Origin of the sequence: Rubrivivax rivuli, from assembly GCF_004016505.1 — a bacterium.
GTDB classification, from domain to species: domain Bacteria; phylum Pseudomonadota; class Gammaproteobacteria; order Burkholderiales; family Burkholderiaceae_C; genus Rubrivivax; species Rubrivivax rivuli.
The window spans coordinates 184019-206339 of sequence record NZ_SACR01000005.1 but is presented as its reverse complement, the minus strand read 5'-3'; the positions used below and the strand labels follow the sequence as shown (position 1 = coordinate 206339).

Annotated in this window: 19 protein-coding genes; 4 read left to right on the top strand and 15 right to left on the bottom strand. The window is 71.1% G+C overall.

Annotated elements, in window-relative coordinates; all coding sequences use genetic code 11:
- Positions 1–13 precede the first annotated feature (13 nt).
- Positions 14–652: a uracil phosphoribosyltransferase gene (gene upp, locus EOE66_RS16975; protein WP_128229918.1), complete on the top strand. Its 639-nt coding sequence runs from the start codon at positions 14–16 to the stop codon at positions 650–652.
- A gap of 7 nt (positions 653–659) precedes the next feature.
- On the opposite strand, the gene ybeY is transcribed toward upp, so the two are convergent.
- Both ybeY and EOE66_RS16965 read right to left on the bottom strand, forming a co-directional pair.
- Positions 660–1112 (bottom strand): rRNA maturation RNase YbeY, encoded by a 453-nt coding sequence (gene ybeY / locus EOE66_RS16970; protein WP_128230222.1) that lies wholly within the window; start codon positions 1110–1112, stop codon positions 660–662.
- An 11-nt stretch (positions 1113–1123) separates the two neighbouring features.
- Complete coding sequence (locus tag EOE66_RS16965; protein ID WP_128229917.1) at positions 1124–2107, bottom strand: PhoH family protein; 984 nt, start codon at positions 2105–2107, stop codon at positions 1124–1126.
- Between the two features lie 119 nt (positions 2108–2226).
- Here EOE66_RS16965 and EOE66_RS16960 point away from each other — a divergent pair, with 119 nt between their 5' ends.
- On the top strand, positions 2227–4131 hold the full coding sequence (locus EOE66_RS16960) for a sensor histidine kinase (protein ID WP_164885137.1): 1905 nt from the start codon (positions 2227–2229) through the stop codon (positions 4129–4131).
- A 50-nt stretch (positions 4132–4181) separates the two neighbouring features.
- Positions 4182–4832: a response regulator transcription factor EmbR gene (gene embR / locus EOE66_RS16955; protein WP_128229916.1), complete on the top strand. Its 651-nt coding sequence runs from the start codon at positions 4182–4184 to the stop codon at positions 4830–4832.
- Between the two features lie 45 nt (positions 4833–4877).
- Here embR and EOE66_RS16950 read toward each other — a convergent pair whose 3' ends face one another.
- The 5 genes from EOE66_RS16950 to EOE66_RS16930 all read right to left on the bottom strand — a co-directional run bounded on the left by EOE66_RS16950 (position 4878) and on the right by EOE66_RS16930 (position 13032).
- A complete protein-coding gene (locus EOE66_RS16950) occupies positions 4878–6104 on the bottom strand; it encodes an HlyD family type I secretion periplasmic adaptor subunit (protein ID WP_128229915.1) in 1227 nt (408 codons plus the stop codon).
- A gap of 12 nt (positions 6105–6116) precedes the next feature.
- Complete coding sequence (locus EOE66_RS16945; protein ID WP_128229914.1) at positions 6117–8414, bottom strand: type I secretion system permease/ATPase; 2298 nt, start codon at positions 8412–8414, stop codon at positions 6117–6119.
- A 29-nt stretch (positions 8415–8443) separates the two neighbouring features.
- Positions 8444–10321: an O-linked N-acetylglucosamine transferase, SPINDLY family protein gene (locus EOE66_RS16940; protein WP_128229913.1), complete on the bottom strand. Its 1878-nt coding sequence runs from the start codon at positions 10319–10321 to the stop codon at positions 8444–8446.
- 115 nt (positions 10322–10436) lie between these two features.
- On the bottom strand, positions 10437–11246 hold the full coding sequence (locus tag EOE66_RS16935) for a hypothetical protein (RefSeq protein WP_128229912.1): 810 nt from the start codon (positions 11244–11246) through the stop codon (positions 10437–10439).
- Positions 11247–11307: 61 nt separating this feature from the next.
- Positions 11308–13032 (bottom strand): ATP-dependent DNA ligase, encoded by a 1725-nt coding sequence (locus tag EOE66_RS16930; RefSeq protein WP_128229911.1) that lies wholly within the window; start codon positions 13030–13032, stop codon positions 11308–11310.
- Positions 13033–13105: 73 nt separating this feature from the next.
- On the opposite strand from EOE66_RS16930, the gene EOE66_RS16925 reads away from it, so the two are divergent.
- Entirely contained in the window at positions 13106–13621 is a 516-nt protein-coding gene (locus tag EOE66_RS16925) for a hypothetical protein (protein WP_128229910.1), read from the top strand.
- On the opposite strand, the gene EOE66_RS16920 is transcribed toward EOE66_RS16925, so the two are convergent.
- From EOE66_RS16920 to EOE66_RS16885, 8 genes are all read right to left on the bottom strand, one after another.
- Positions 13603–14727: a ligase-associated DNA damage response exonuclease gene (locus EOE66_RS16920; protein ID WP_128229909.1), complete on the bottom strand. Its 1125-nt coding sequence runs from the start codon at positions 14725–14727 to the stop codon at positions 13603–13605. The genes EOE66_RS16925 and EOE66_RS16920 overlap by 19 nt on opposite strands.
- Positions 14669–15784 carry a patatin-like phospholipase family protein gene (locus tag EOE66_RS16915; RefSeq protein WP_128229908.1) on the bottom strand — a complete coding sequence of 372 codons (1116 nt, stop codon included), beginning with the start codon at positions 15782–15784 and terminating at the stop codon, positions 14669–14671. The genes EOE66_RS16920 and EOE66_RS16915 overlap by 59 nt, the downstream gene beginning before the upstream one ends.
- Positions 15771–16940, bottom strand: coding sequence for a PEP-CTERM sorting domain-containing protein (locus EOE66_RS16910; protein ID WP_128229907.1), 1170 nt, complete (start codon positions 16938–16940; stop codon positions 15771–15773). Before EOE66_RS16910 ends, EOE66_RS16915 begins: the two co-directional genes overlap by 14 nt.
- Positions 16941–17029: 89 nt before the next feature.
- The gene (clsB, locus tag EOE66_RS16905) at positions 17030–18319 is read right to left on the bottom strand and encodes a cardiolipin synthase ClsB (RefSeq protein WP_128229906.1); all 1290 of its coding nucleotides are present in this window, start codon (positions 18317–18319) and stop codon (positions 17030–17032) included.
- Positions 18319–19146, bottom strand: a complete 828-nt coding sequence (locus EOE66_RS16900; RefSeq protein ID WP_128229905.1) for an endonuclease/exonuclease/phosphatase family protein — start codon at positions 19144–19146, stop codon at positions 18319–18321. The genes clsB and EOE66_RS16900 overlap by 1 nt, the downstream gene beginning before the upstream one ends.
- Complete coding sequence (gene nudB, locus EOE66_RS16895) at positions 19143–19616, bottom strand: dihydroneopterin triphosphate diphosphatase (RefSeq protein WP_128229904.1); 474 nt, start codon at positions 19614–19616, stop codon at positions 19143–19145. Before nudB ends, EOE66_RS16900 begins: the two co-directional genes overlap by 4 nt.
- 91 nt (positions 19617–19707) lie before the next feature.
- The gene (gene aspS, locus EOE66_RS16890; protein WP_128229903.1) at positions 19708–21498 is read right to left on the bottom strand and encodes an aspartate--tRNA ligase; all 1791 of its coding nucleotides are present in this window, start codon (positions 21496–21498) and stop codon (positions 19708–19710) included.
- Positions 21499–21633: 135 nt separating this feature from the next.
- Positions 21634–22281 carry a DUF502 domain-containing protein gene (locus tag EOE66_RS16885; protein WP_128229902.1) on the bottom strand — a complete coding sequence of 216 codons (648 nt, stop codon included), beginning with the start codon at positions 22279–22281 and terminating at the stop codon, positions 21634–21636.
- Positions 22282–22321 lie beyond the last annotated feature (40 nt).

The window sequence follows — 22321 nt, the reverse complement described above, 5'->3', positions numbered from 1 at the left end:
TGAGGCCTGCAACATGAACACACCCGCCCCCGTCACCGTCGTCAGCCACCCGCTGGTGCAGCACAAGCTCACGCTGCTGCGCCAGAAGGACCTGTCCACCAACAGCTTCCGCCGCCTGCTGCACGAGATCAGCATGCTGATGGCCTACGAGGTCACGCGCGACATGCCGACGCAGCTGATCGACATCGAGACACCGCTGGAGGCCATGCGCTCACCGGTGATCGAAGGCCGCAAGACGGTCTTCGTGGTGGTGATGCGCGCCGGCAGCGGTTTCCTCGACGGCATGCTGGAGGTGGTGCCGGGCGCGCGCGTGGGGCACATCGGCCTGTACCGCGACCCGAAGACGCTGGTGGCCGTGGAGTACTACTTCAAGATGCCGCACAGCATGCACGAGCGCGACGCCATCGTGCTGGACCCCATGCTGGCCACCGGCAACAGCGCCGTGGCCGCGGTGGACCGGCTGAAGGAAACGAAGCCGCGGTCCATCCGCTTCGTCAGCCTGGTGGCCGCGCCCGAGGGCGTGGCCCACATGCAGCAGCACCACCCGGATGTGCCCATCTACACCGCGGCCATCGACCGCGAGCTGAACGACCACGGCTACATCGTGCCAGGGCTGGGCGACGCCGGGGACCGCTTGTTCGGAACGAAGTGAGTGGCAGTCAGCGCTGGTAGGGATCGGCGTAACCGAGGCCGGTGACGATCTCGCTTTCCAGCGCTTCCATCTCGGCCGCGTCGTCTTCGGCCTCGTGGTCGTAACCCTGGGCGTGCAGGGTGCCGTGCACCAGCAGGTGCGCGTAGTGGGCTTCCAGCGTGAGGCCCTGCGCCTGGGCCTCGGCCTGCACCACCGGGGCGCACAGCACCAGGTCGGCCACCATGGGGCCGGTGTCTTCGCCGCCGTGTTCGTAGTCGAAGGTCAGCACGTTGGTGGCGTAGTCTTTCCCGCGGTACTCGCGGTTCAGCGCCTGGCCTTCTTCGGCACCGACGATGCGCACCGTGATCTCGCCCGGGCCCTGCAGCGCGGCGCGGATCCACTTCGCCACGCGGTGGCGCGGCAGGTGGGCGCGGTGGGCCGGGTCGGCGAACTGCAGCGAGAGCTGCAGCGGAAACTTCACCGCACGCGCGTTCACCGATCTTCCTCGTCGGCACGGGCGCGGTCGTAGGCATCGACGATGCGCGCCACCAGCGGGTGGCGCACCACGTCACCCGCGGTGAACTCGGTGAGCGCGATGCCGTCCACGCCGCGCAGCACGCGGTGCGCATCGATCAGCCCGCTGGGCACGCCGCGCGGCAGGTCGATCTGGCTGATGTCGCCCGTCACCACGCAGCGGCTGCCGAAGCCCAGCCGCGTGAGGAACATCTTCATCTGCTCGCGCGTGGTGTTCTGCGCTTCATCGAGGATGACAAACGCGTGGTTGAGCGTGCGCCCGCGCATGAAGGCCAGCGGCGCGATCTCGATCAGGCCCTTGTCGAAGGCCTTGGCCACGCGGTCGAAGCCCATCAGGTCGTAGAGCGCGTCGTACAGCGGGCGCAGGTAGGGGTCGACCTTCTGCGCCAGGTCGCCGGGCAGGAAGCCCAGGCGCTCGCCGGCTTCCACCGCCGGGCGCGTGAGCACGATGCGCTGCACACCATGGCGCTCCAGCGCGTCCACCGCGCAGGCCACGGCCAGGAAGGTCTTGCCAGTGCCGGCGGGGCCGATGCCGAAGGTGATGTCCGCGCTCAGCATCTGCTGCAGGTACTGCACCTGGTTGGGCGTGCGGCCGCGCAGGTCGGTGTGGCGCGTGTGCAGGACCACATCACCCTCAGCGCCATCGCCGGCGAGCACGGTGGGCGCCTGCGGCGCGCCGGGCACGGTGGCGGCGTACTTCATCAGCGCCAGCTGCAGCGCCCGTTCACCAATGGGCGCGGCGGCGCTGGCGTACAGCGCGTCCAGCAGGCGCACGCAACGCTCCACGCCGTCGCGCGGGCCGTCGATGCGGAAGCTGGCGTCGCGCCGGGCCAGCACCACGCCGAGCGCGGCCTCGATGCTGCGCAGGTGCGCGTCCAGCGGGCCGCACAGGTGGGCCAGGCGGCGGTTGTCAGCGTCTTCGAAGGTGTGGCGTCGGATCACGGGCGGGTGTGGAGCGTGTCTGCACCGTCCCCCAGCGGGGCCCCGGCGCACGGGGGCGCATTGTCGCCGCTGCCCGGTGCGGCGGCGGGCCCGGGGCACGCAGGCAGAATCGGCCCCCGATGCCACCCGCCCTGCCCCGCCCGCGCCCTGCCCTGGCCCTGCGTTGGGCGGCCCTGCTGGGCGCCTGCCTGGTGGCCTTGCTGATCATGGGCCTGGCCCCGTCCACCGCCGGGGCACACAACCCGCCGCCGCCGATGCTGCACATCGACACCGCGCTGCGCGCCCAGGGCATCGGCAACCAGTTCCCGTCACAGGCCCCGGCCACCACCGTGCGCCTGCCCGACGAATGGGCGCGCACGCGCGGCGGGCTGGCCAGCCCGGCCTGGTACCGCGTGCAACTGCCGCCGCTGGGCTCGCCGGGGGAAGACGGGCTGTACGCGCTGTTCGTGGCGCACGTGTGCAGCAACCTCGAGGTCTACCTCAACGGCGAGCGCGTGCACAGCGGCGGCCGCATGAGCCCCCCCTACACGCACAACTGCAACCACCCGCAGTTGGTGCCGCTGCCCTCGGTGCTGCTGAACCGCGAGGTCAACACGGTCGACCTGCGCGTGGTGGGCTACCCGCTGGCCGAAGTGGGCTCGCGCCAGCGCGCCGGGGCCTTGTCGGGCCTGGTGGTGGGGCCGCAGTCGGAGCTGGAAGCGCGCCACGCCCAGCTGACGGCGCTGCAGGTTCACGCACCGCAGGCCGTGAGCGCCACGCTGCTGCTGATGGGCGGCTTCATGTTCGTGCTGGGCTTCATCAACCGGCGCGAAAGCCACCTGGCCTACTTCGGTGCGCTCTCGGTCGGCTGGGCGCTGGTGGACAGCCGCCTGTGGCTGCGCCAGATGCCGCTGGGGCACTCGGCCACCGAATTCCTGGTCTGCGCGATGCTGGGTTTCATCACCTGGGCGGCGGTGCAGTTCCTGCTGCGCTACGCCGGCGTGCGCCACCGCACCGTGGACATCGCCCTGCCGGTGCAGTGCGCGCTGCTGGCGGTGTCGCTGGTGGTGGCCGGGCCGCAGCGGCTGTACGAGGTGGCCAGCCTCTGGTACCTGGTGCTGGCGCTGGAGGTGGTGGCCGCAGCCCTGTGGCACCTGCAACACCAGCGCCACGTGCGCAGCGTGTGGGTGATGGGCTCGCTGCTCTCGGTGGCGGCGGTGGCAGGCTTCACCGAGTTCGCGGCGCAGTGGTCGGGCACACGCCCGCTGGCCGCGCACGTGGCGCAGCTGGTGATGCCGGTGGTCTTCGTGCTCGTGGGCCTGCGCCTGGTGCAGCAGCACGGCCGCGCGCTGCACCACGCGGTGCAGGACAAGACGCTGCTGGAACAGCGCGTGCGCGAGGCCACGGCCGAAATCGAGCGCAACTTCCGCCAGATGGCCGAGTTGCGCGTGGAGCAGGTGACGGAACGCGAGCGCAAGCGCATCGCCGCCGACCTGCACGACGACCTGGGCGCCAAGCTGCTGACCATCGTGCACACCAGCGACAGCGAACGCATCAGCACGCTGGCGCGCGAGGCGCTGGAAGAGATGCGCCTGAGCGTGCGCGGCCTGAGCGGCCGCCCCGTGCGCCTGGCCGATGCCCTGGGCGACTGGCGCGCCGAGGTGGTGTCGCGCCTGGGCCAGGCCGGCATCGAGGGCGAGTGGGAAGCGCCGGAAGACCTGCCGCAGACGCTGAGCGCTCGCGCCTACGTGCAGACCACGCGCATCCTGCGCGAAGCCACCAGCAACGTCATCAAGCACAGCGGGGCGAGCCACTGCATGGTCACGGCGGCCATCACCGAGGGCGACCTGCTCTTCGTGGTGCAGGACAACGGCGAGGGCATCGGCGCCGAGATCGACGGCCGCATGGACCGCGGCCACGGTCTGGCCAGCATGAAAAACCGTGCCAAGCAGCTCAACGGCCAATGTCTGGTGGAATCCGGTCCGGGCTACGGAACCGTGATACGGCTCACGGTTCCACTCGAAAGCGCCACCCAGCCTTCGTGACCGGCCCGCCCGCCCGATACCATCGGGTTCGCCCTCAGTGCTGCCACCTCATGAAGACCATTCTGCTGTTGGAAGACCTGCCCGAGATCCGGGCCTGGATGCGCAAGCTGGTGCTGCAGGTGTTTCCCGGTGCCACCATCTCCGAGAGCGCCCGGGTGCACGACGCCATGGAACTGGCCGGCAGCGTGAAGTTCGACCTCGCCCTCATCGACCTGGGCCTGCCCGACGGCAGCGGTGTCGATGTCGTCACGCGCCTGCGCGACAAGCAGCCCGAGGCGCAGAGCGTGGTCGTCACCATCCACGACGACGACGAGCACCTCTTCCCGGCGCTGCAGGCCGGCGCCTTCGGCTACATCCTGAAGGAGCAGGCGCGCGAGCTCATCACCGAGCAGCTGCAGCGCATCAGCCAGGGTGAACCGCCGCTGAGCCCGAGCATCGCGCGCCGCGTGATGGCCTACTTCCAGAGCAAGGCCAAGCCCACGCAGCAGGCGCACCTGATGCCGGCCGTGAACCTGACCGACCGCGAGAGCGAAGTGCTGCTGCGCGTGGCCAAGGGCTACACGCTGCCCGAGATCGGCGTGCAGCTGGGCCTGAGCCGCCACACCATCGCCGACTACGTGAAGCAGATCTACCGCAAGCTCAACGTGAGCTCGCGTGCCGAGGCGGCGCTGGAGGCGCAGCGCCTCGGTCTGTTCCGCTGATGCAGGGCCGCGGCGCCTGCGCCGCCGGCCGGATCGCAGGTCGGGTCAACGCTCCCTGAATGCTTCCTGCGACTTGATCATCGGCCGCAGCATGTAGTTCAGCACGCTGCGCTGGCCGGTGCGGATCTCCACCGAACCCGTCATGCCCGGCAGCACGCTCAGCGGCTTGCCGTTCTTCTGCAGGCCGGCGGGGTCGGCGCGCACCATCGCCCGATACCAGGTGCCCTCGGGCAGCGTGGCCTTGTCGGGGTCGCCCATGGCGTCGGGGCTGATCGAGACCACGGTGCCTTCCAGGGCGCCGTAGATGGTGAAGTCGTAGGCGCTGAGCTTGACCTGCACCGTCTGCCCCGTGCGCACGAAGCCGATGTCGGCCGGCTTCACGCGCGCCTCCACCAGCACGCGCGGGCCCAGCGGCAGGATCTCCATCACCGGCGCACCGGCCTGCACCACGCCGCCCACGGTGTTGCTGCGGATGGTCTTGACCACGCCACGCACCGGGCTCACCAGCGTGGTGCGGCGCAGCGCGTCGTCGCGCACCACCATCTGTTCTTCGATCAGCGTCAGCTCGTTGCGCACCCGCACCATCTCGGCCGCGGCGTCCTGGCGGAAGCGGTTGGTGCGCTCCTGCGTCTGCAACTGCAGGTCGTTCAGCTGGCGGCGCACGCGCATCACCTCCACCTCGCTCATCAGGCCGCGCGCCGACATGGCCTGCGCCATGCCCAGCTCGCGCTGCAGCAGCGCGGCGCTGCGGTTGGTGGTCTCCACGGCCTCGTTCAGCGCGCGCTGGCGGGCTTCGTAGCTTTCGGTCTCGGCGGCCTGAACGGCCTCGGGGATGTCTTCCGCAAACTTCAAGGGCTTGCCGTTGGCTTCGGCCTGCAGCCGCGTGAGCGTGCCTTGCAGCGCCAGGCGGCGCGCGGTGCCTTCGGCCTGCTGCGATTCGAATCGCGTGGGGTCCAGCATCGCCAGGGCCTGGCCTTCGGTGACTTCCTGCCCTTCGCGAACGAGCAGCTCGCGCAGGATGCCGCCTTCCAGGCTGGCGATGACCTGCTCGCGCCCGTCGGGCACCACACGCCCGTTGGCCTTGGCCACGATGTCCACCTGCGCAAACCCCGCCCAGGCGATGGCCAGCGCGATGGCGGCCAACATCAGGTAGACGGCCCACATCGCCGCCGGCGCCGGGTCGAGCACGTGCGCGGCCTGCACGGCGCCGATGTAGGGCGTGTCGCCGCGCTGCAGTTCGGGCGTGCGCTTGCGTTCGGAGAAGATGGACACCGCGTGCGCCCCTTACACCGAGGCTTCGCGCTCGACGGGCCGTGCCGTCGGGTGCATGTGCAGGTTGCTCGGCGGCCCGCCCGGGGCCTGCGGCGCGGCGGCCGGGCGCTGGCCGCTCAGGGCGGCCAGCACCTGGGCCTTGGGGCCGTCCATCACCAGGCGGCCGGCGTCGATGACGAGCACGCGGTCCACCAGTTCCAGCAGCGCCGGGCGGTGCGTCACCACCAGCAGCGTGCAGTCGCCGCAGGCGTCTTTCAGCTGGCGCAGGAAGAGCGCTTCGCTCTGCGCGTCCATGCTGCTGGTGGGCTCGTCCATCAGCAGGATCCTGGGCTGCGTCACCAGGCAGCGCGCCAGCGCCACCAGCTGGCGCTGGCCGCCGGAGAGCAGCGCGCCGGCCTCGCCCACGGGCAGCTCCCAGCCTTGCGGGTGGCTCTGGATGAGGCGGTCCAGCCCCGTGAGGCGGGCCACATCGGCCAGGCGACCGGGGTCGGCGGTGGCGCGGTCGAGCAGCACGTTGTCGCGCAGCGTGCCGTGGAAAAGGCGCGGGTCTTGCGAGACGAAGCCCACGCGGGCGCGGTAGTCGGCGGGGTCGATCTGGCGCAGGTCGATGCCGTCGACATCCACATAACCTTCGGTGGGCTGGTAGAGCCCCGCCAGCAGGCGCAGCACCGTGCTCTTGCCGCTGCCGATGCGGCCGAGGATGGCCACGCGCTCGCCCGGCTCGAACTTCAGCGTCACGCCCTTCAGCACCTTCGGGCCTTCACCGCCGGCCACGGCACCGGCCACGCTGGCGGGCACGGGGTAGGCGAAGCCCACCTCGTGCAGGCCCAGCCGGCCACTGAGTTCACGCCGCGGCACGTAGGTCTTGCCGGGCTCGCGGTCCACCGGCTGCTGCATCACGTGGTTCAGCGAATTCATCGCCGCGCGTGCGCCCTGGTAGCGCGTGGCCAGGCTCGTCACGCTGGCCAGCGGCGCCACCGCACGCGAGGCCAGCATCACCGCGCCGAAGAGCGCGCCGCCGGTGATGACCTGGGCGTCGATCAGGTAGACCCCCCAGACCAGCATGATCATCGTCACCAGCTGCTGCGCGATGCCCGAGAGGTTCATTGTCCAGCTGGTGATGCTGCGTGACTTCAGCGCGGCAGCCGCTGCGGCCGCGGTGGCTTCTTCGTAGCGCCGCAGGAAGCGGCCTTGCGCGCCCGCGGCCTTGAGGTCTTCCATGCCGTCCACGGCTTCCACCACCACGCCGTGCAGGTCGGCCTGCTGCTGCATGTTGGCGTTCATCGCGCGGCGCAGCGAGTTCTGGATGGCGATGGAGACGATCACCAGGATGGGGATCGCGATCACCAGCACCCAGCCCAGCGGCCCGCCGATGACGAAGACCATGGCCACGAAGATCAGGATGAAGGGCAGGTCCGACACCGCGCTCAGCGTGGCCGAGGCGAAGAAGTCGCGCATCATCTCCACCTGGGCAATGATGTGCGCGTAGGCGCCGGCCGAGGCCGGCCGGTTCTCCATGCGCAGCGCCAGCGTCTGGCGGAAGAGCAGGCTGCCGATGATGAGGTCGGTCTTGCGGCCGGCCATGTCGATGAGATAGGCACGCAGCTGCCGCGCCATCATGTCGAAGCCCAGCGCCAGGGCGCAGCCGGCCGCAATCGCCCACAGCGTGACGTAGGCCTGGTGCGGAATCACCTTGTCGTAGATGACGCTGGTGGCCAGGCCCGTCACCAGCATCAGCACGTTGCTGAGCATGGCGGCGATGAGCGCGCCACGGTAGTAGGGCACAAAGCGCCGCAGCGTGCCCCAGAGCCAGTGGCTGCCTTGTGCCGCCAGCAGCGGCACCTGGCCCGTGCCCTGCGCGCTGGCGCTTTGCGGCACGGGCGTGCAGACGAGCGCGAAGCCGGTGTACTCGGATTGCAGTTCTTCCAGCGTGGCCGTGCAGGCGTGGTGCTGGCGGCCGGGCATGACGATGTCGTACACGCCGTCGGGGTGGCGCGCCACCACCACGCAGGCGTCGCCGCCCTGCAGCAGCAGCACGGCGGGCAGCAGCAGCTCGTGCAGCTCGGCCACCGGGCGCTGTATGACGCCGGCGCTGTAGCCGGCCTCGCGCAGAGCGCGCACAGCCTCATCGGGCCCCAGGCGGCTGGCCACCGGCATCTGCGCCAGCAGCGATTCGGGCGTGCGTTCACGCCCGTGGTGGCGCGTCAGCCACGAGAGCGCGTGCGCGAGCGCGTCGTTCTCGAGGTCGACCCCCGAGACCGCTGCCGGCGGCGCAGGGCCGCCAGCCAGTGCTGCGCTGTGCTCGTCCATCGCGGGTCAGGCCGGGCGGTTCATCGCCATCATGGGGTGCGTGCCGCGAGCGCCAGGCGCTCGAACTCGGTCTCGATGTCGCGCACGATCTGCGGCAGGTCGAAGAGCGGGCTGCTGCGGCCGTGCTCATGGAGGTAACGACGGATGGACTTCACGCGCGCCGGGTTGCGGCCCAGCGTGACGGCGAGCTTCTCGTAGTCGGCCAGGTTCTCGGTGACGAGGTCGGGCAGGCCGATGGCGTTCAGCAGGCTGCCGGCCATGCGGCTGATGTAGGTGCGGCCGGCGCGCGTGACCATGGGCGTGCCCATCCACAGCGCATCGCTCGCCGTGGTGCCGGCGTTGAAGGGGAAGGTGTCCAGCATCAGGTCGATGAGCTGGAAGCGCGCCAGGTACTCGGCCGGTGCCACGCGCGGCGCGAAGTGCAGGCGCTCGGGCGCCAGGCCCGCGGCCGCGGCGGCGGCCTGCATGTTGGCGCGCGCGGTGTCGTTGTCGGCCAGCAGCCAGAGCAGGCTGTTCGGCACCTGCGCCAGGATGCGCATCCAGGCGCCGAACATCTCGGGCGTGAACTTGTGGTTGTTGTTGAAGCTGGCAAAGACGAAGGCGTCTTCCGGCAGCCCGTACTGCGCGCGCGTGGGCATGGGCGCCACCTCGCGCTGGCGGTCACTCACCTGGTAGCAGTGCGGCAGGTAGATGGGCTTCTCGGTGCAGTAGGGCAGCAGCTCGGGCGGCATCACGAAACGGTCGGCCAGCATCCAGTCCACGCCCGGCAGCGCGCTGGTGCCGGGCAGACCGAGGTAGCTCACCTGCACGGGGGCGGCGCGGTGGCCCAGGATGGCCGGGCGCGCGCCGGCCGTGAGCCCCTGCAGGTCCACCAGCACGTCGATGCCGGCCTGCGCGATGAGCTTGGCCGCGGTGTTGTCGTCCACACCGCCCAGGCGCACCACGTGGTCCATGGCCTTCAGGATGCGCTGGCGCTGGCGCTGGAAGACGGGCTGGGCCGACTCGGGCGTCCAGCAGAAGGCCCACACCTCGAAGCGGCTGCGGTCGTGCAGCTCGAAGAGCTCGGGCGTCAGCAGGCCCACGGCGTGCATGTGCAGGTCGCCGCTGAGGTAGCCCACCTTGATCTTGCCGGTGCGCGGCGGCGTCTGCCTGTGCAGCGGCACGGCCGGGGGTTTGGGCACCTTTTCGTGCACGAAACGCACGCTGCTCAGCAGTTGCAGCGCCGGGTCGTCGCTCAGGCCCATGGTGGCCAGCAGCGAGGTGCCCATCAGCAGCTGGTTCGGCGTGACGGCACCCACCGGCAGGTAGTGCGGCCAGGCGCACTGCTTCTGGCGGATGTGCACGTAATGCTGGATGACGTCGTTCTGCTCGGCCTTGATCTCTAGGCTGCGGCGCATCAGCGCCTCGGCCTCGGGGTAGCGGCGCTGCACTTCCAGCAGCCGCGCGCTGTTGTTCAGGGCGTGCAGCAGGTGCTCCTGCGGCGGCGCGGGCGTGGCCTCGAACACGGCACGCCAGTTCGCCAGCGCGGCTTCCACGTCGCCGCGGCGCTCGCACAGGTGGCCCAGGTTCAGGTGCGCGGGGGCGAAGCCGGGCAGCGACTGCAAGGCCATGCGGTAGGCGGATTCGGCCTGCTCGCTGCGGCCCAGCTGCGACAGCACCGCGCCCCAGTTGAAGGCGGCGATGTGGCGCAGCGCACCCTGGCCGTGGGCCAGCCAGGCGTCGTAGAGCGCGGCGGCGGCTTCCGGCTTGCTGGCGGCCTGCAGCGCATTGGCCTGCTGCAGCAGTTCGGGCAGGGGCAGCGTGCCCTGGCGCGCGGCATGCAGCAGCTCCTCGTGCGGGTCGGGCACGTAGAGCGTCAGTGCCGGCGCAGCGGCGGCGGCAGGGGTGGGGGCAAGGCTGGAGTCCATGCGGCTCCTCTTTATGGGCTTCCTTGCGATGCTAGGCAGCACCGCGCCCGCCTTGACCCCGATCAGCAGGCCGGAACGCCCTCAGTTCCGGCCTTCGGGGCGCGCCCCCGGCGCCTCAGGGCTTCAGCGCCGCCACCGAGCCGAGCATGGCCGCTTCCAGCGCCGCCACGCCGACATCGTTGAAGTGTTCGCCGGCCGAGGTGGCCATGAACTTGGCATAGGCCTCCAGCGCGTCGTCGGGCAAGCCCTGGTAGGCGATGGCGAAGCCCGCCAGCGTGATGATCTCGAAGGCCTGCGTGAGCTGGGCCCGCTGGTCTTCCAGCGTGGCGCGCAGCTGGGCCTCTTCGATGGGCTGCGGCGGCGGCACCAGGCGGGCCAGCGCCAGCGGCAGCTGCACGCCCAGGCTGATGATGATGTCGGCGCCGGCCCGCGGCGCGCGCGTCACCTCCACCAGTCGCACCAGCAGCTGCTGGCGCTTCGGCGAGGCCGCCTGCACCAGCGCCATGCCGCGCTGGGTGCGCGCCTTCATGTCATTGTCGGCCCGGGCGGTGTCTTCCACCTCGGCTTGGGTGATGCGGCGCGCCACCGGGCTTTCGTACCAGCGCATCAGCGCGGCCAGGTGCTCGGTGCGGGTGTTCTCGGCCACGCTGCGCTGCGCCAGCTGGCGCGCACGCTCCACCGTGAAGGCCTGCGCGGCCGCGGCCTTCACCTTGGCCTGCAAGGCCTCGGAGGGCGGGTTCGTGTCCTTGCCCAGGCCTTCGAGCAGGCCGCTGCGCATCTGTTCGCTCAGCGATTCCAGCTGCGCCCACTGGCCCGACAGGCGCATCAGCGCCTCGGCCTGGCTGTCGCTGATCTGGGCCTGGGCGCTGGCGGCCAGCAGCAGCGCGCCCAGCAAGGCGGCCGTGCGCCGCAACATCGTCTTCATGCTTGTGGTCTCCCTGTCTCGCGGCGACACCCTGCCCCCGCGCCGATCCACTGTATCGCGCTCAGGCGGCCGGGTTGAGGGCCAGCAGCGTGGCCAGGGTGTCGGCCTCGTGCAGCGGCTTGTCGGGCCGCAGCCGCAGCATGCGCGGGAAGCGCACCGCCACGCCGCTCTTGTGGCGCGGGCTGCGCTGCAGGCCCTCGAAGCCGATCTCGAAGACGAGGCTGGGCACCACGCTGCGCACGGGGCCGAACTTCTCCAGCGTGGTGGCGCGGATCACGCGGTCGACGGCGGCGAACTCGGCGTCGCTCAGGCCCGAGTAGGCCTTGGCGAAGGGCAGCAGCTGCAGCGCCGGGCTGTCGCGCGGCGGCGCGGGCTCCTTGCGCGCGATGGCCTCCACCACGGCGCGGGCCTCGTCGGCGTCGGCCGGCGCGCGGCTCCACACCGCGAAGGTGTAGTCGGTATAGACGCTCGCGCGGCGGCCGTGGCCGGCCTGGGCGTAGACCAGCACGGCGTCCACCGCCAGCGGTGCCAGCTTCCACTTCCACCAGGTGCCCTCGCTCTTGGTGCGGCCGCTGCCGTAGGCGCTGCGGCGCTGCTTGAGCATGAAACCTTCGACGCCGCGTTCGCGCGCGCCTTCGCGCAACGCGGCCAGCGCGGGCCAACTGTCAGCCGTGACTTCGGGCGACACGCGCAAAGGCGCCTCGGCCGGCAAGGCCGCGGCCAGCGCCAGCAGTGCGGCGCGGCGTTCGTGCTGCGGGCGTTCACGCTGGTCTTGCCCATCGGCCTCCAGCAGGTCGTAGGCCAGCAGCACCACGGGGGCGTCGGCCAGCAGCTTCTTGGGCAGCGTCTTGCGTGTGATGCGCGGCTGCAGCTGCGCGAACGAGGCCGGCTGTGCGGCGCCGGCCGGCCACACCAGCAACTCGCCGTCGAGCACCGTGCCGTCGGGCCAGGCCGCAGCCGCAGCCACCACCTCGGGGAAACGTTCGGTGACCAGCTCTTCGCCGCGCGACCAGATCCACACCTGCCCCCCGCGCTTGACCACCTGGGCGCGGATGCCGTCGTACTTCCACTCCACCAGCCAATCGGCCGGCGGCCCGAGCTGGGTGTCGAAATCGGCCAGCTCGGCCTGCAGCGCGTGGGCCAGGAAGAAGGGATAGGGCTGGCCATCGGGCGCAGCCTGCGTGCCCGGCGGCGCCAGCAGCGCCAGGTAACGCTCGGCGCTCGGCGTGCGGCGGGCCTCGGTCCAGCCCACCAGGCGCTGTGCCATCAGCTTGGCGTCGAGACCTGCCACCTCGCCCAGCGCACGCTGCACCAGCAGCTTGCTCACCCCCACGCGGAAGCCGCCGCCAATCAGCTTGACGAGCAGGAAGCGCCCCGCCGCGTCCAGCTGCTGCCAGGCCGCGGCCAAGCGCGCACCCTGCTCGGCCGGCGCCAGCCCGCGCAGGGGCAGCAGCCGCTCTTCCACCCAGTGCGCCAGGCCCGCGTCATTGGCCGGTGCGCCGGGCGCCGCGGGTGGCAGCACATGGGCGATGGTCTCGGCCAGGTCGCCCACGGCCTGGTAGCAGGCCTCGAAGAGCCAGTCGTCGATGCCGGCCTGCTGGCAGGCCAGTTCGCGCAGCAGCGCCGTGGGCACCACCTGGCGCGGCTTGCCGCCGGCCAGGAAGTACACCGCCCACGCGGCATCGGCCGGCGGCGCACTCTGGAAATAGGCGCGCAGGGCCCCCACCTTGTCTTGGGTGGCGGTGCTGGCGTCCAGGGCCTGGTAAAGCTCGGCAAAACGGCGCATGTCGGCATCATGCACACCGCGCCGCGTTCGGCCCGCACAGGCACAATGCACCGACGTCCTCGAAGGGAGCCCCATGAGACAGCCCGCTGTTCCGCGTTCCAAGCCCCTGGCCCTGCCACAGCCGGCGCTGCGCCTGACGCTGGCCCTGCTGCTGGGTGCCACGCTGGCCACGGTGGCCGCCACTGCAGCGCGTGCCGCCCCTGGCGACCAGCCCGTGGTGAAGCCGCCGCCAAGTCAGCTGGTGGAGCAGAAGGACAAGTCGCGCACGGTCTCCCTCCCGGCCAAGGGCCTGTTCAAGGGCGACCAGCTCACCGACAGCGCCAAGGCCCAGCTCACCGACCTCATCGTCAATGCCCTGGGCCTGCAGGTGGAAGTGGCGCTGCTCATCCCCGTGGGCCCGTGGAACATCGACGGCACCGGCCACGCAGGTGAACGCGACCTGACGCCGGCGCGGCTGCAGGCGCTGCGCAAGTACCTCAGCGACCGCGGTGTCGACCCGAAGCGCATCTTCGTGGAGAGCCGCACCGATGCGAAGGTGAAAGAACCGCGCCTGGACGTGCAGCTCGTAGGTCAGCCGGCGAACGACTGATCTGCCGCTTCGCTGGCGGCAACAGGCGCCGCCAGCATGGCCGGCGCCTCGCCATCGTCGGCGCCGAACTCGGTGCGGAAGCTGCCCGCTTCCAGCCCTTGCTGCTGCAACCAGCGCACCATCACGGCTTCGTAGCCATGCGTGACGATCACGCGGCTGGCGCCCGTGGCGGCGATGGCCTGCTGCAGGCCGGGCCAGTCGGCGTGGTCTGAGAGCACGAAACCTCGGTCCACGCCCTGGCGGCGCCTTGCGCCGCGCAGCTGCATCCAGCCGCTGGCGAAGGCGTCGCTGTGCTCGCCGAGCTTGCGCGCCCAGGCGCTGCCCAGCACGGCCGGGGGTGCGACCACCAGCGCGCGCTGCAGCAGGGCCTTGTCCTTCACCGCTTCCAGCCGCAACGTGGGCGGCAGCGCCACGCCGGCGGCACGGTAGGCCTCGTTCAGCGGCTCCACCGCGCCGTGCACGACGATGGGGCCGATGGAAGCGTCCACCCCCGCCAGCAGGCGCTGCGCCTTGCCGAAGCTGTAGCCCAGCAGCAGGCTGGCACGGCCGGCGGCGGCGTTGGCGGCCCACCAGGCGTTGATCTCGGCCATCAGCTCGGCCTGCGGGCGCCAGCGGTAGATCGGCAGGCCGAAGGTGCTCTCGGTGATGAAGCAATGGCAGCGCACCGGCTCGAAGGGCACGCAGGTGGTGTTGGTGTCGTGGGTGTGGCCGCTGGTGAAGTAGTCGCCCGAGGCCACCCACACCTGGCCGGCGTGCTCCACCCGCACCTGCGCCGAGCCCAGCACGTGCCCGGCCGGGTGCAGCGAGACACGCACGCCGTTGATGAGCACCGCCTCGCCATAAGCCAGGCCCTGCAGCGTGATCGGCCCCAAGCGCGAACGCAGCACACCTTCGCTGATGGCCGTGGCCAGGTAGGCGCCGTGGCCGCGGCGCGCGTGGTCGGCGTGCGCGTGGGTGATGACGGCACGCGCCACCGGGCGCCAGGGGTCGATGTGGAAATCGCCGGCCGGGCAGTAGAGGCCCTCGGGCCGCTGCACGATGAGGTCTTCAGCCACGGCGCGGGGCGAGGAAGGTGCTGAGGTCCAGGGTCGAGCGCTGGCCGACATCGCGGCGGTGGGCGGTGAGCCAGCGCTCGGCGGCGGCGCGCCCCAGGCGGTGCAGCGCCTCCAGGAAGCTGCGCTCGGTGTTGAGCTTGCTCGAGGGGTGCAGCGGCGCCAGGCCTTCGTCGTCGGCCACCATGTGTAGGCGCAGGCCCTTGTAGCGCCCCGGTTCAAGCCGGCCCTCGGCCACCAGGCGCTGCACGAAACCGATGGCGCGCAGCTCGCCCACCAGCCCGGCGTTGAAGGTGATCTCGTTGACGCGGTCGGCGATTTCCGCCGGCGTGTCGGGCACGCCCTCGCGCAACAGCGGGTTGATCTTCACCAGCAGCACGTCGAGCGTGGGCGTTTCATAGATCAATGGCCAGAGCGCGGGGTTGCCGCTGTAGCCGCCGTCCCAGTAGGCCTCGCCCTCAATCTGCACCGCGCGGAAGAGCTGCGGCAGGCAGGCGCTGGCCAGCAGCGCATCGAGGCCGATGTCGCTGCCCAGGGCCTCGCGCCCGAAGACACGCGGCTGCCCGGTGCGCACCGAGGTGGCGGTGACGAAAACCGACAGCGGCCCCTCGCGCAGCGCCGCCGGCCGCACGTGGCGCTGCACGATGGCGCGCAGCGGGTCCTTGCCCAGCGGGTTGAACTGGTAGGGGCTGAAGAGCTTCAACCATTGCTGGCTGATGACGTAGAACGGGTTCCAGTCGAGGTTGTAGGCCGCCAGCCCGGGAGGCGCCAAGGAGGAAGCGCCCGCGGCGCCACCGAAACAGGCGCTGCCGGCCGGTGTGGCCACGTCGTGCCAGAAGGCGGCCAGTGCGGCGCGCGCACCGGCCCGGCCGCCCTCGGCCCAGCCGGTGGCCAGCACCGCGGCGTTCAGCGCACCGGCGCTGGTGCCGGAGACGCCATCGACACCGAGGCTCTCGTCTTCCAGCAGCCGGTCGAGCACGCCCCAGGTGAAGGCGCCGTGCGAGCCGCCGCCCTGCAGGGCCAGATCGATGGTGGCCTCGCGCCCACGGCGCGGTGGGCGGGGGCGCGGGGCCCGGCGGGCAGGGCGTGCCGGTGCTTCAGGTGCGGGCATGCGCCGAGCGTAACCGGCCGCGCCACACCGCGCCGGCCAGCAGCCCGGCCAGCAGCAGCAGCGCGCTGGCGGGCTCGGGCACCGGCGTCATCAGGTAGGCGCGCACCTGCCCGTTGTAGACCGCGGTGCCGGCGATGCTGCCGTCGTCGGCGATGGCCAGCGCCGAGCTGCTGGTGTTGGTGCTGATGTCCCAGCCCGAGTTGGCCGGCAGCAGGCTCTGCAGCGTGTAGGTGCTGCCATCGGCATAGAGGAAGGGCACCGCGAAGGCGCTGCTGGCCGTGCCCACCACCCAGCCGCTGCTGTTGACGCCGCGCGCGCTGGCCTGGCTGGTGCCGGCGGGCAGCGGGATGGCCGTCATGCCACCGCTGGCCGTCCACACGAAGGGCTGGCCCGCGCCTTGGTTGAACATGCTGCTGCCCACCACGTGGCCCCCATTGCCCACGCCGAAGTTCAAGGCGCCGTTGGCCGCGGGCAGCGCGCCCACGCTGCGCATCACGCCGCTGACGCTGTCATAGACCATGCCCACGTTCACGGCGGCGTTGGCCGGGTCGATGCCCGTGCCCACCACGAGGCCGGCGTCGTTGATGCCGAAGGCCACCGTCATGTAGCTGCCGTTGGCCGTGGTGGCGGTGATGACGCTGCCGACGCCGCTGCTGTTGTAGATCGCCCCGCGCTGGCCCACGCCCGAGCCCACCGCGCCCACCACCACGCCCGCGGCGTTCACGCCGTTGGCCTGGCCCACGGTGTAGCCGCTGGGCATGGTGAGCGCGCTCAGCACCCCGTTGTTCCACACCACCGGCAACGCACCCGCGCCGAAGGCGGTGGTGGTGCTGCTGCCCACGGCCAGCCCGGCGTTGTTGACGTCGTTGGCCACCGCGAAGTTGCGGCCGGCGAGGTTGGGCAAGGCCTGCAGGCCGCCAGCGGCCGTCCACAGCGTGGCGCTGGTGGGGTTGCCCAGCGAACGGCCCACCACCGCGCGGCCGTCGGTGGACATGCCGAAGGCCTGCGAGGCGGTGCTGCCGCCCACCACGCCGAGGTCGATGATGGTGTAGGCCGGGGCCTGGGCCAGCGCGGCAGGCGCCACGCCGGCACCGATGCCGAGGGCCAGGGCCGCGCCGAGCAAGCCACGGCGTGCGAAGTGATGGACGACAGCCATGGGGCATCCCTCCTGGGGTGTTGTGCGTGTGCCGCCAGCATGGGCCGCGGCGCGCCACTTGTCGAGCACCCGAGCCGGGTGCCGCGCCCTCAATACCGGCCGGTGATGCCCGCCACGCGCAGGTAGAGGTTGGCCGCCCAGGCCACCGCGCCGCGGTGCAGCCAGCGGCGCCAGCCGGTGCGTTCGGGCACGCCACTCACTTCGAGCGACAGCGCCAAGGCCCGCTCCAGGCTGGCGCGCAGGCTGGCCGCGAACTCGGCGTCGCGCACCACCACGTTGGCTTCCAGGTTCAGCAGCAGGCTCAAGGGGTCGATGTTGCTGCTGCCCACCGTGGCCCAGTCGTCGTCGACCACGGCCACCTTGGCGTGCAGGAAGGCGGGCGTGTACTCGAAGATGCGCACGCCGTTGGCACGCAGCTCGTCGTAGAGCGCGCGCGCGGCGAGTGCGGCGATGCGGTAGTCCACCTTGCCTTGCAGCAGCAGCCGCACCTGCACGCCGCGCCGCGCCGCGTGGCGCAGCGCGCGGCGGAAGGCGCGGCCCGGGTAGAAGTAGGGCACGGCCAGCTCCACGCGGTGCTGGGCGCGGCGGATGGCCTCGACATAGCTGCGTTCGATGATGCGGCGCTGGCGCAGGTTGTCGCGCACCAAGAAGGCAGCGCGCATGGGCGCGGGGTCGCGCGCGGCCTCGGCAGCGGCGGCCTGGCCTTCGGGGCTGCGCGCGCGCAGCTGGCGCACCAGGCTCACGGCGTCCTTCACCGGCCGGCCGCCGCGGGCCAGCGCGCGCACCTCGTCGCGCCAATCGCGCCACAGGTGGGCGCGGGCCCACATCGCGCGCGTGGTGGCGTGCACCTGGGCCACCAGCGGGCCCTGCACCTGCACGGCGTAGTCGAGCCGCGGCGTGTCGGTCCAGCCGTGGTTCATGTCGTGGCGGTCGTCGATGAGGTTGATGCCGCCGACGAAGGCCGTGCTGTCGTCGCACACGCACAGTTTCTGGTGCAGGCGACGCAGCTGGCCGGGCTGCAGCCAGCTGTACCAGCGGTCGAGCGGGCGGAAGACCTCCAGCTTCACGCCGCTGTCGGCAAACAGCGCGCGCACGCCTTCCAGGGTCTTGATGCTGCCGAAACCGTCCACCACCACGTGCACGGCCACGCCGCGGCCGGCGGCCTCTTTCAGCGCCACGGCCAGCGCGGTGGCGGCGGGGTCGTCGTGGAAGATGTAGGTGGCCAGCCAGACCTCGCGCTGTGCCGCGGCGATGGCCTGGCGCATGCGCGGGAAGAGCGCGTCACCGCCCTGCAGCAGCTCGACCCGGTTGCCGCCGGCAAAACGCGGCGCCGGCACCACCGTCCAGCTGCGCAGGCGGCCGAGGTCCAGGCCGGGCATCAGCCAGCCACCCCCGGCGCGGCCATGAGCTCGGCCACCAAGGGCAGGTGGTCGGACATGCGCGCCCAGTTGCTGCCGCGCGGCACCAGCATCGAGCGGCAGGCCAGGCCGCGCAGGTAGAAGCGGTCGAGCCCGAACACGGGGGCCAGCGAGGGGAAGGTCAGGCTGTCGCCCCGGCGCGCACCCGGGGCGCTGGCGCGGTGCAGCCCCAGCTCGGCCATGGGACCGTCGAGCCGTTCGCCCCAATCGTTGAAGTCACCGGCCACCACCAGCATCTCGCCGGCCGGCACCTCGGCCTCGATGAAACGCGCCAGCCGCTGCACCTGGCGCACGCGGCTGCGGTGCACCAGTCCGAAGTGCACCACCACCGCGTGCACCGTGCCGCCCGCCCAGGCCACGGGCACGTGCAGCAGGCCGCGCTGCTCGAAGCGGTGGTCGCTGACATCGTGGTGGCCCACGTCACCCATGGGCCAGCGCGAGAGCAGCGCGTTGCCATGCTCGCCGTGCCGCGTGATGGCGTTGCTGCGGTAGGCGGCCTCGTAGCCTTCGGGCGCCAGGAACTCGGCCTGGCCTTCTTCGGGCCAGCCGAAATGCGTGCGGTCGAAGCGCCGCGCCTCGCGCGTGTGGAAGGCACGCACCTCCTGCAGGAAGATCAGGTCGGCGTCGAAGGCCTCCATGGCCTGGCCGAGGTTGTGGATCTCCAGCCGCTTGCGCGGGCCCAGGCCGCGCACGCCCTTGTGGATGTTGTAGGTGGCCACGCGCAAGGTGCCGCCGTCGTGCGGCACGGCCGCCGGCAGCAAGGATGACTGCAGCGGCTTGAGCTTCATGCCGCGCGGCCCGCCACGCGTTGCGGCAGTTGGCGCAAGGCCTCGGCATTGCTGGGCGAGAAACACCGCGCGGCGGCTTCGTCCCAAGGCAGCCAGGCGTGCGCCAGGTGCTCACGCGGGGCCAGCACCACGGGCGTGCTGCGCGGCACGCACAGGCTGAACACGTGCTCGGTGTTGTGCGTGACACCCGGCGCGTAGCGGTGGCGCCAGGTGTGGAAGATCTCGTAGACGTTCTCTTGATGCCAATCGGTGAGCACGCCGCCCACGGCATCGATGTCGATGCCGGTTTCCTCCAGCACCTCGCGCCGTGCGGTGGCGTCCAGCGGCTCGTCTTCGGCATCGAGGCTGCCGGTGACGCTTTGCCAGTAGCCCGGGCGGTCGGCGCGCTCGATCAGCAGCACCTCCAGCGCCGGGCTGTGGATGAGCACCAGCACCGAGCGCGGGATCTTGGGCGGGCGGGGCTGGTTCAAGGGGGGGGCACCTGGAATGAGAGAAGGGGCGCAAAAAAGGGCGCCACAGGGCGCCCTTTCATTCTGCAGCAGGGGGCGATGCCCCCACCGCTCAGGCCGCAGGCGTGGGGTTGCGCAGGCGGATGTGCAGTTCGCGCAGCTGCGCCTCGTCCACGAAGCTCGGCGCCCCGGTCAGCAGGCACTGCGCGCGCTGCGTCTTCGGGAAGGCGATCACGTCGCGGATGCTCTCGGCGCCCGTCATCAGCGTGGCGATGCGGTCCAGGCCGAAGGCCAGGCCGCCGTGCGGCGGCGCGCCGTACTGCAGCGCGTCGAGCAGGAAGCCGAACTTCACCTTCTGCTCTTCGGGCGTGATGTTCAGCGCCTCGAACACGCGGGCCTGCACGTCGGCGCGGTGGATGCGCACGCTGCCGCCGCCGATCTCCCAGCCGTTGAGCACCATGTCGTAGGCCTTGGCGATGCAGGCGCCAGGGTCGGTCTTCATCAGCTCGTCGTGGCCGTCCTTCGGCGCCGTGAAGGGGTGATGCACGGCGTTCCAGCGCTTGCTGTCGTCGTCGTACTCGAACATCGGGAAGTCCACCACCCACAGCGGCTTCCAGGTGTCTTCGAAGAGGCCGTGGTTGCGGCCGAACTCGCTGTGGCCGATCTTAATGCGCAGCGCGCCGATGGCGTCGTTGACGACCTTGGCCTTGTCGGCGCCGAAGAAGATCAGGTCGCCGTTGCGCGCGCCGGTGCGCGCGATGACCTCGGCGATGGCCGCGTCGTGCAGGTTCTTGACGATGGGGCTCTGCAGGCCGTCGCGGCCCTTGCCGGCATCGTTCACCTTGATCCAGGCCAGGCCCTTGGCGCCGTAGATCTTCACGAACTCGGTGTAGGCGTCGATCTCTCCGCGGCTCATCTCGCCACCGCCGGGCACGCGCAGCGCAACCACGCGGCCGCCCGGCGTGGTGGCCGGGCCGCTGAAGACCTTGAAATCCACCGTCTTCATCACCTCGGTGAGTTCGGTGAACTCCAGCTTCACGCGCAGGTCGGGCTTGTCGCTGCCGTACTTGTGCATGGCCTCGCCGTAGGTCATCTGCGCGTAGACCGGCAGTTCCAGACCCATCGTCTTGCGGAAGACGGTGCGGATCATGGCCTCGGTGATGGCGCGGATCTCCTCCTCGTTGAGGAAGCTGGTCTCGATATCGATCTGCGTGAACTCGGGCTGGCGGTCGGCGCGCAGGTCTTCGTCGCGGAAGCACTTGGTGATTTGGTAGTAGCGATCGAAGCCGGCCACCATCAAGAGCTGCTTGAAGAGCTGCGGGCTCTGCGGCAGCGCGAAGAACATGCCGTCGTGCACGCGGCTGGGCACGAGGTAGTCGCGCGCGCCTTCGGGCGTGCTCTTCGTGAGCATGGGCGTCTCGATGTCGATGAAGCCCTGCTCGTCGAGGAACTTGCGCACCTCGATGGCCACGCGGTAGCGCAGCATCAGGTTCTTCTGCATCTGCGGGCGGCGCAGGTCGAGCACACGGTGCGTCAGGCGCACGGTCTCGCTGAGGTTGTCGTCGTCCAGCGGGAAGGGCGGCGTGACGCTGGGGTTCAGCACTTCCAGCTCGTGGCACAGCACTTCCACCTTGCCGCTGGTGAGCGCGGCGTTTTCGGTGCCGGCCGGGCGCGCACGCACCTTGCCCACCACCTTCAGGCAGAACTCGTTGCGCACGCCTTCGGCGGTCTTGAACATGTCGGCGCGGTCGGGGTCGCAGACGATCTGCACCAGGCCTTCGCGGTCGCGCAGGTCGATGAAGATGACGCCGCCGTGGTCACGGCGGCGATGGGCCCAGCCCATCAGCGTGACGGTTTGGTCCATCAGCGTTTCGCTGACGAGGCCGCAGTAAGTGGTTCTCATGCTGTCGCTCCAGATTCGGGAGATTTCAAGGAATGCTTGGGTCCAAGTAGGCTTGCTGGCGCTCGTGCGGGCGGCGGCACCGCGCTGCGGTGCGGCCCGTCAGGGCTGGCCGGCTGCCGGGCCGTGCCAGCCCGGTCAATTTCGGGCGGTGCCGGCTGCCGGCAGCGGCTCGGCACCCGGGCCCACGACACCCATCGAGATGACGTACTTCAGCGCCTCGTCGACGCTCATCTTCAGCTCCAGCACGTCGGAGCGCGGCATCATCAGGAAGAAGCCCGAGGTCGGGTTGGGCGTGGTCGGCACGTAGACGCTGACGTAATCGCCCGGCAGGCGTTCGGCCACCTCGCCGCCGGGCTTGCCGGTGACGAAGGCGATGGTCCACGAGCCCTGGCGCGGGTACTGCACCAGCACCGCCTCGCGGAAGGCGTTGCCGTTGCTGCTGAAGAGCGTGTCGGAAACCTGCTTGACCGAGTTGTAGATGCTCTTGACGATGGGAATCTTGCCCATCAGCCGGTCGTACTGGCGCAGCCACCACTGGCCCACGATGTTGGCGGCGAACACGCCGGTCAGCAGCAGCGCCGCCAGCACCGCCACCACGCCCAGGCCCGGCACGTGGCGCAGGCGCTCCAGGCTGGCGTGGGCCGATTCCGGCAGCAGCGCCTGGCTGGCCGAGAGCACGGCCGCGAACAGGCCGTCGAGCGAACCCAGCAGCCACGACAGCAGCCAGATGGTGACCGCCAGCGGCAGCCACACCAGCAAGCCGGCGACGAGGTATTTCTTCAAGGCGTGGGCCTGCGGGCGGGGGCGGCGGGAGGGGGCGTGA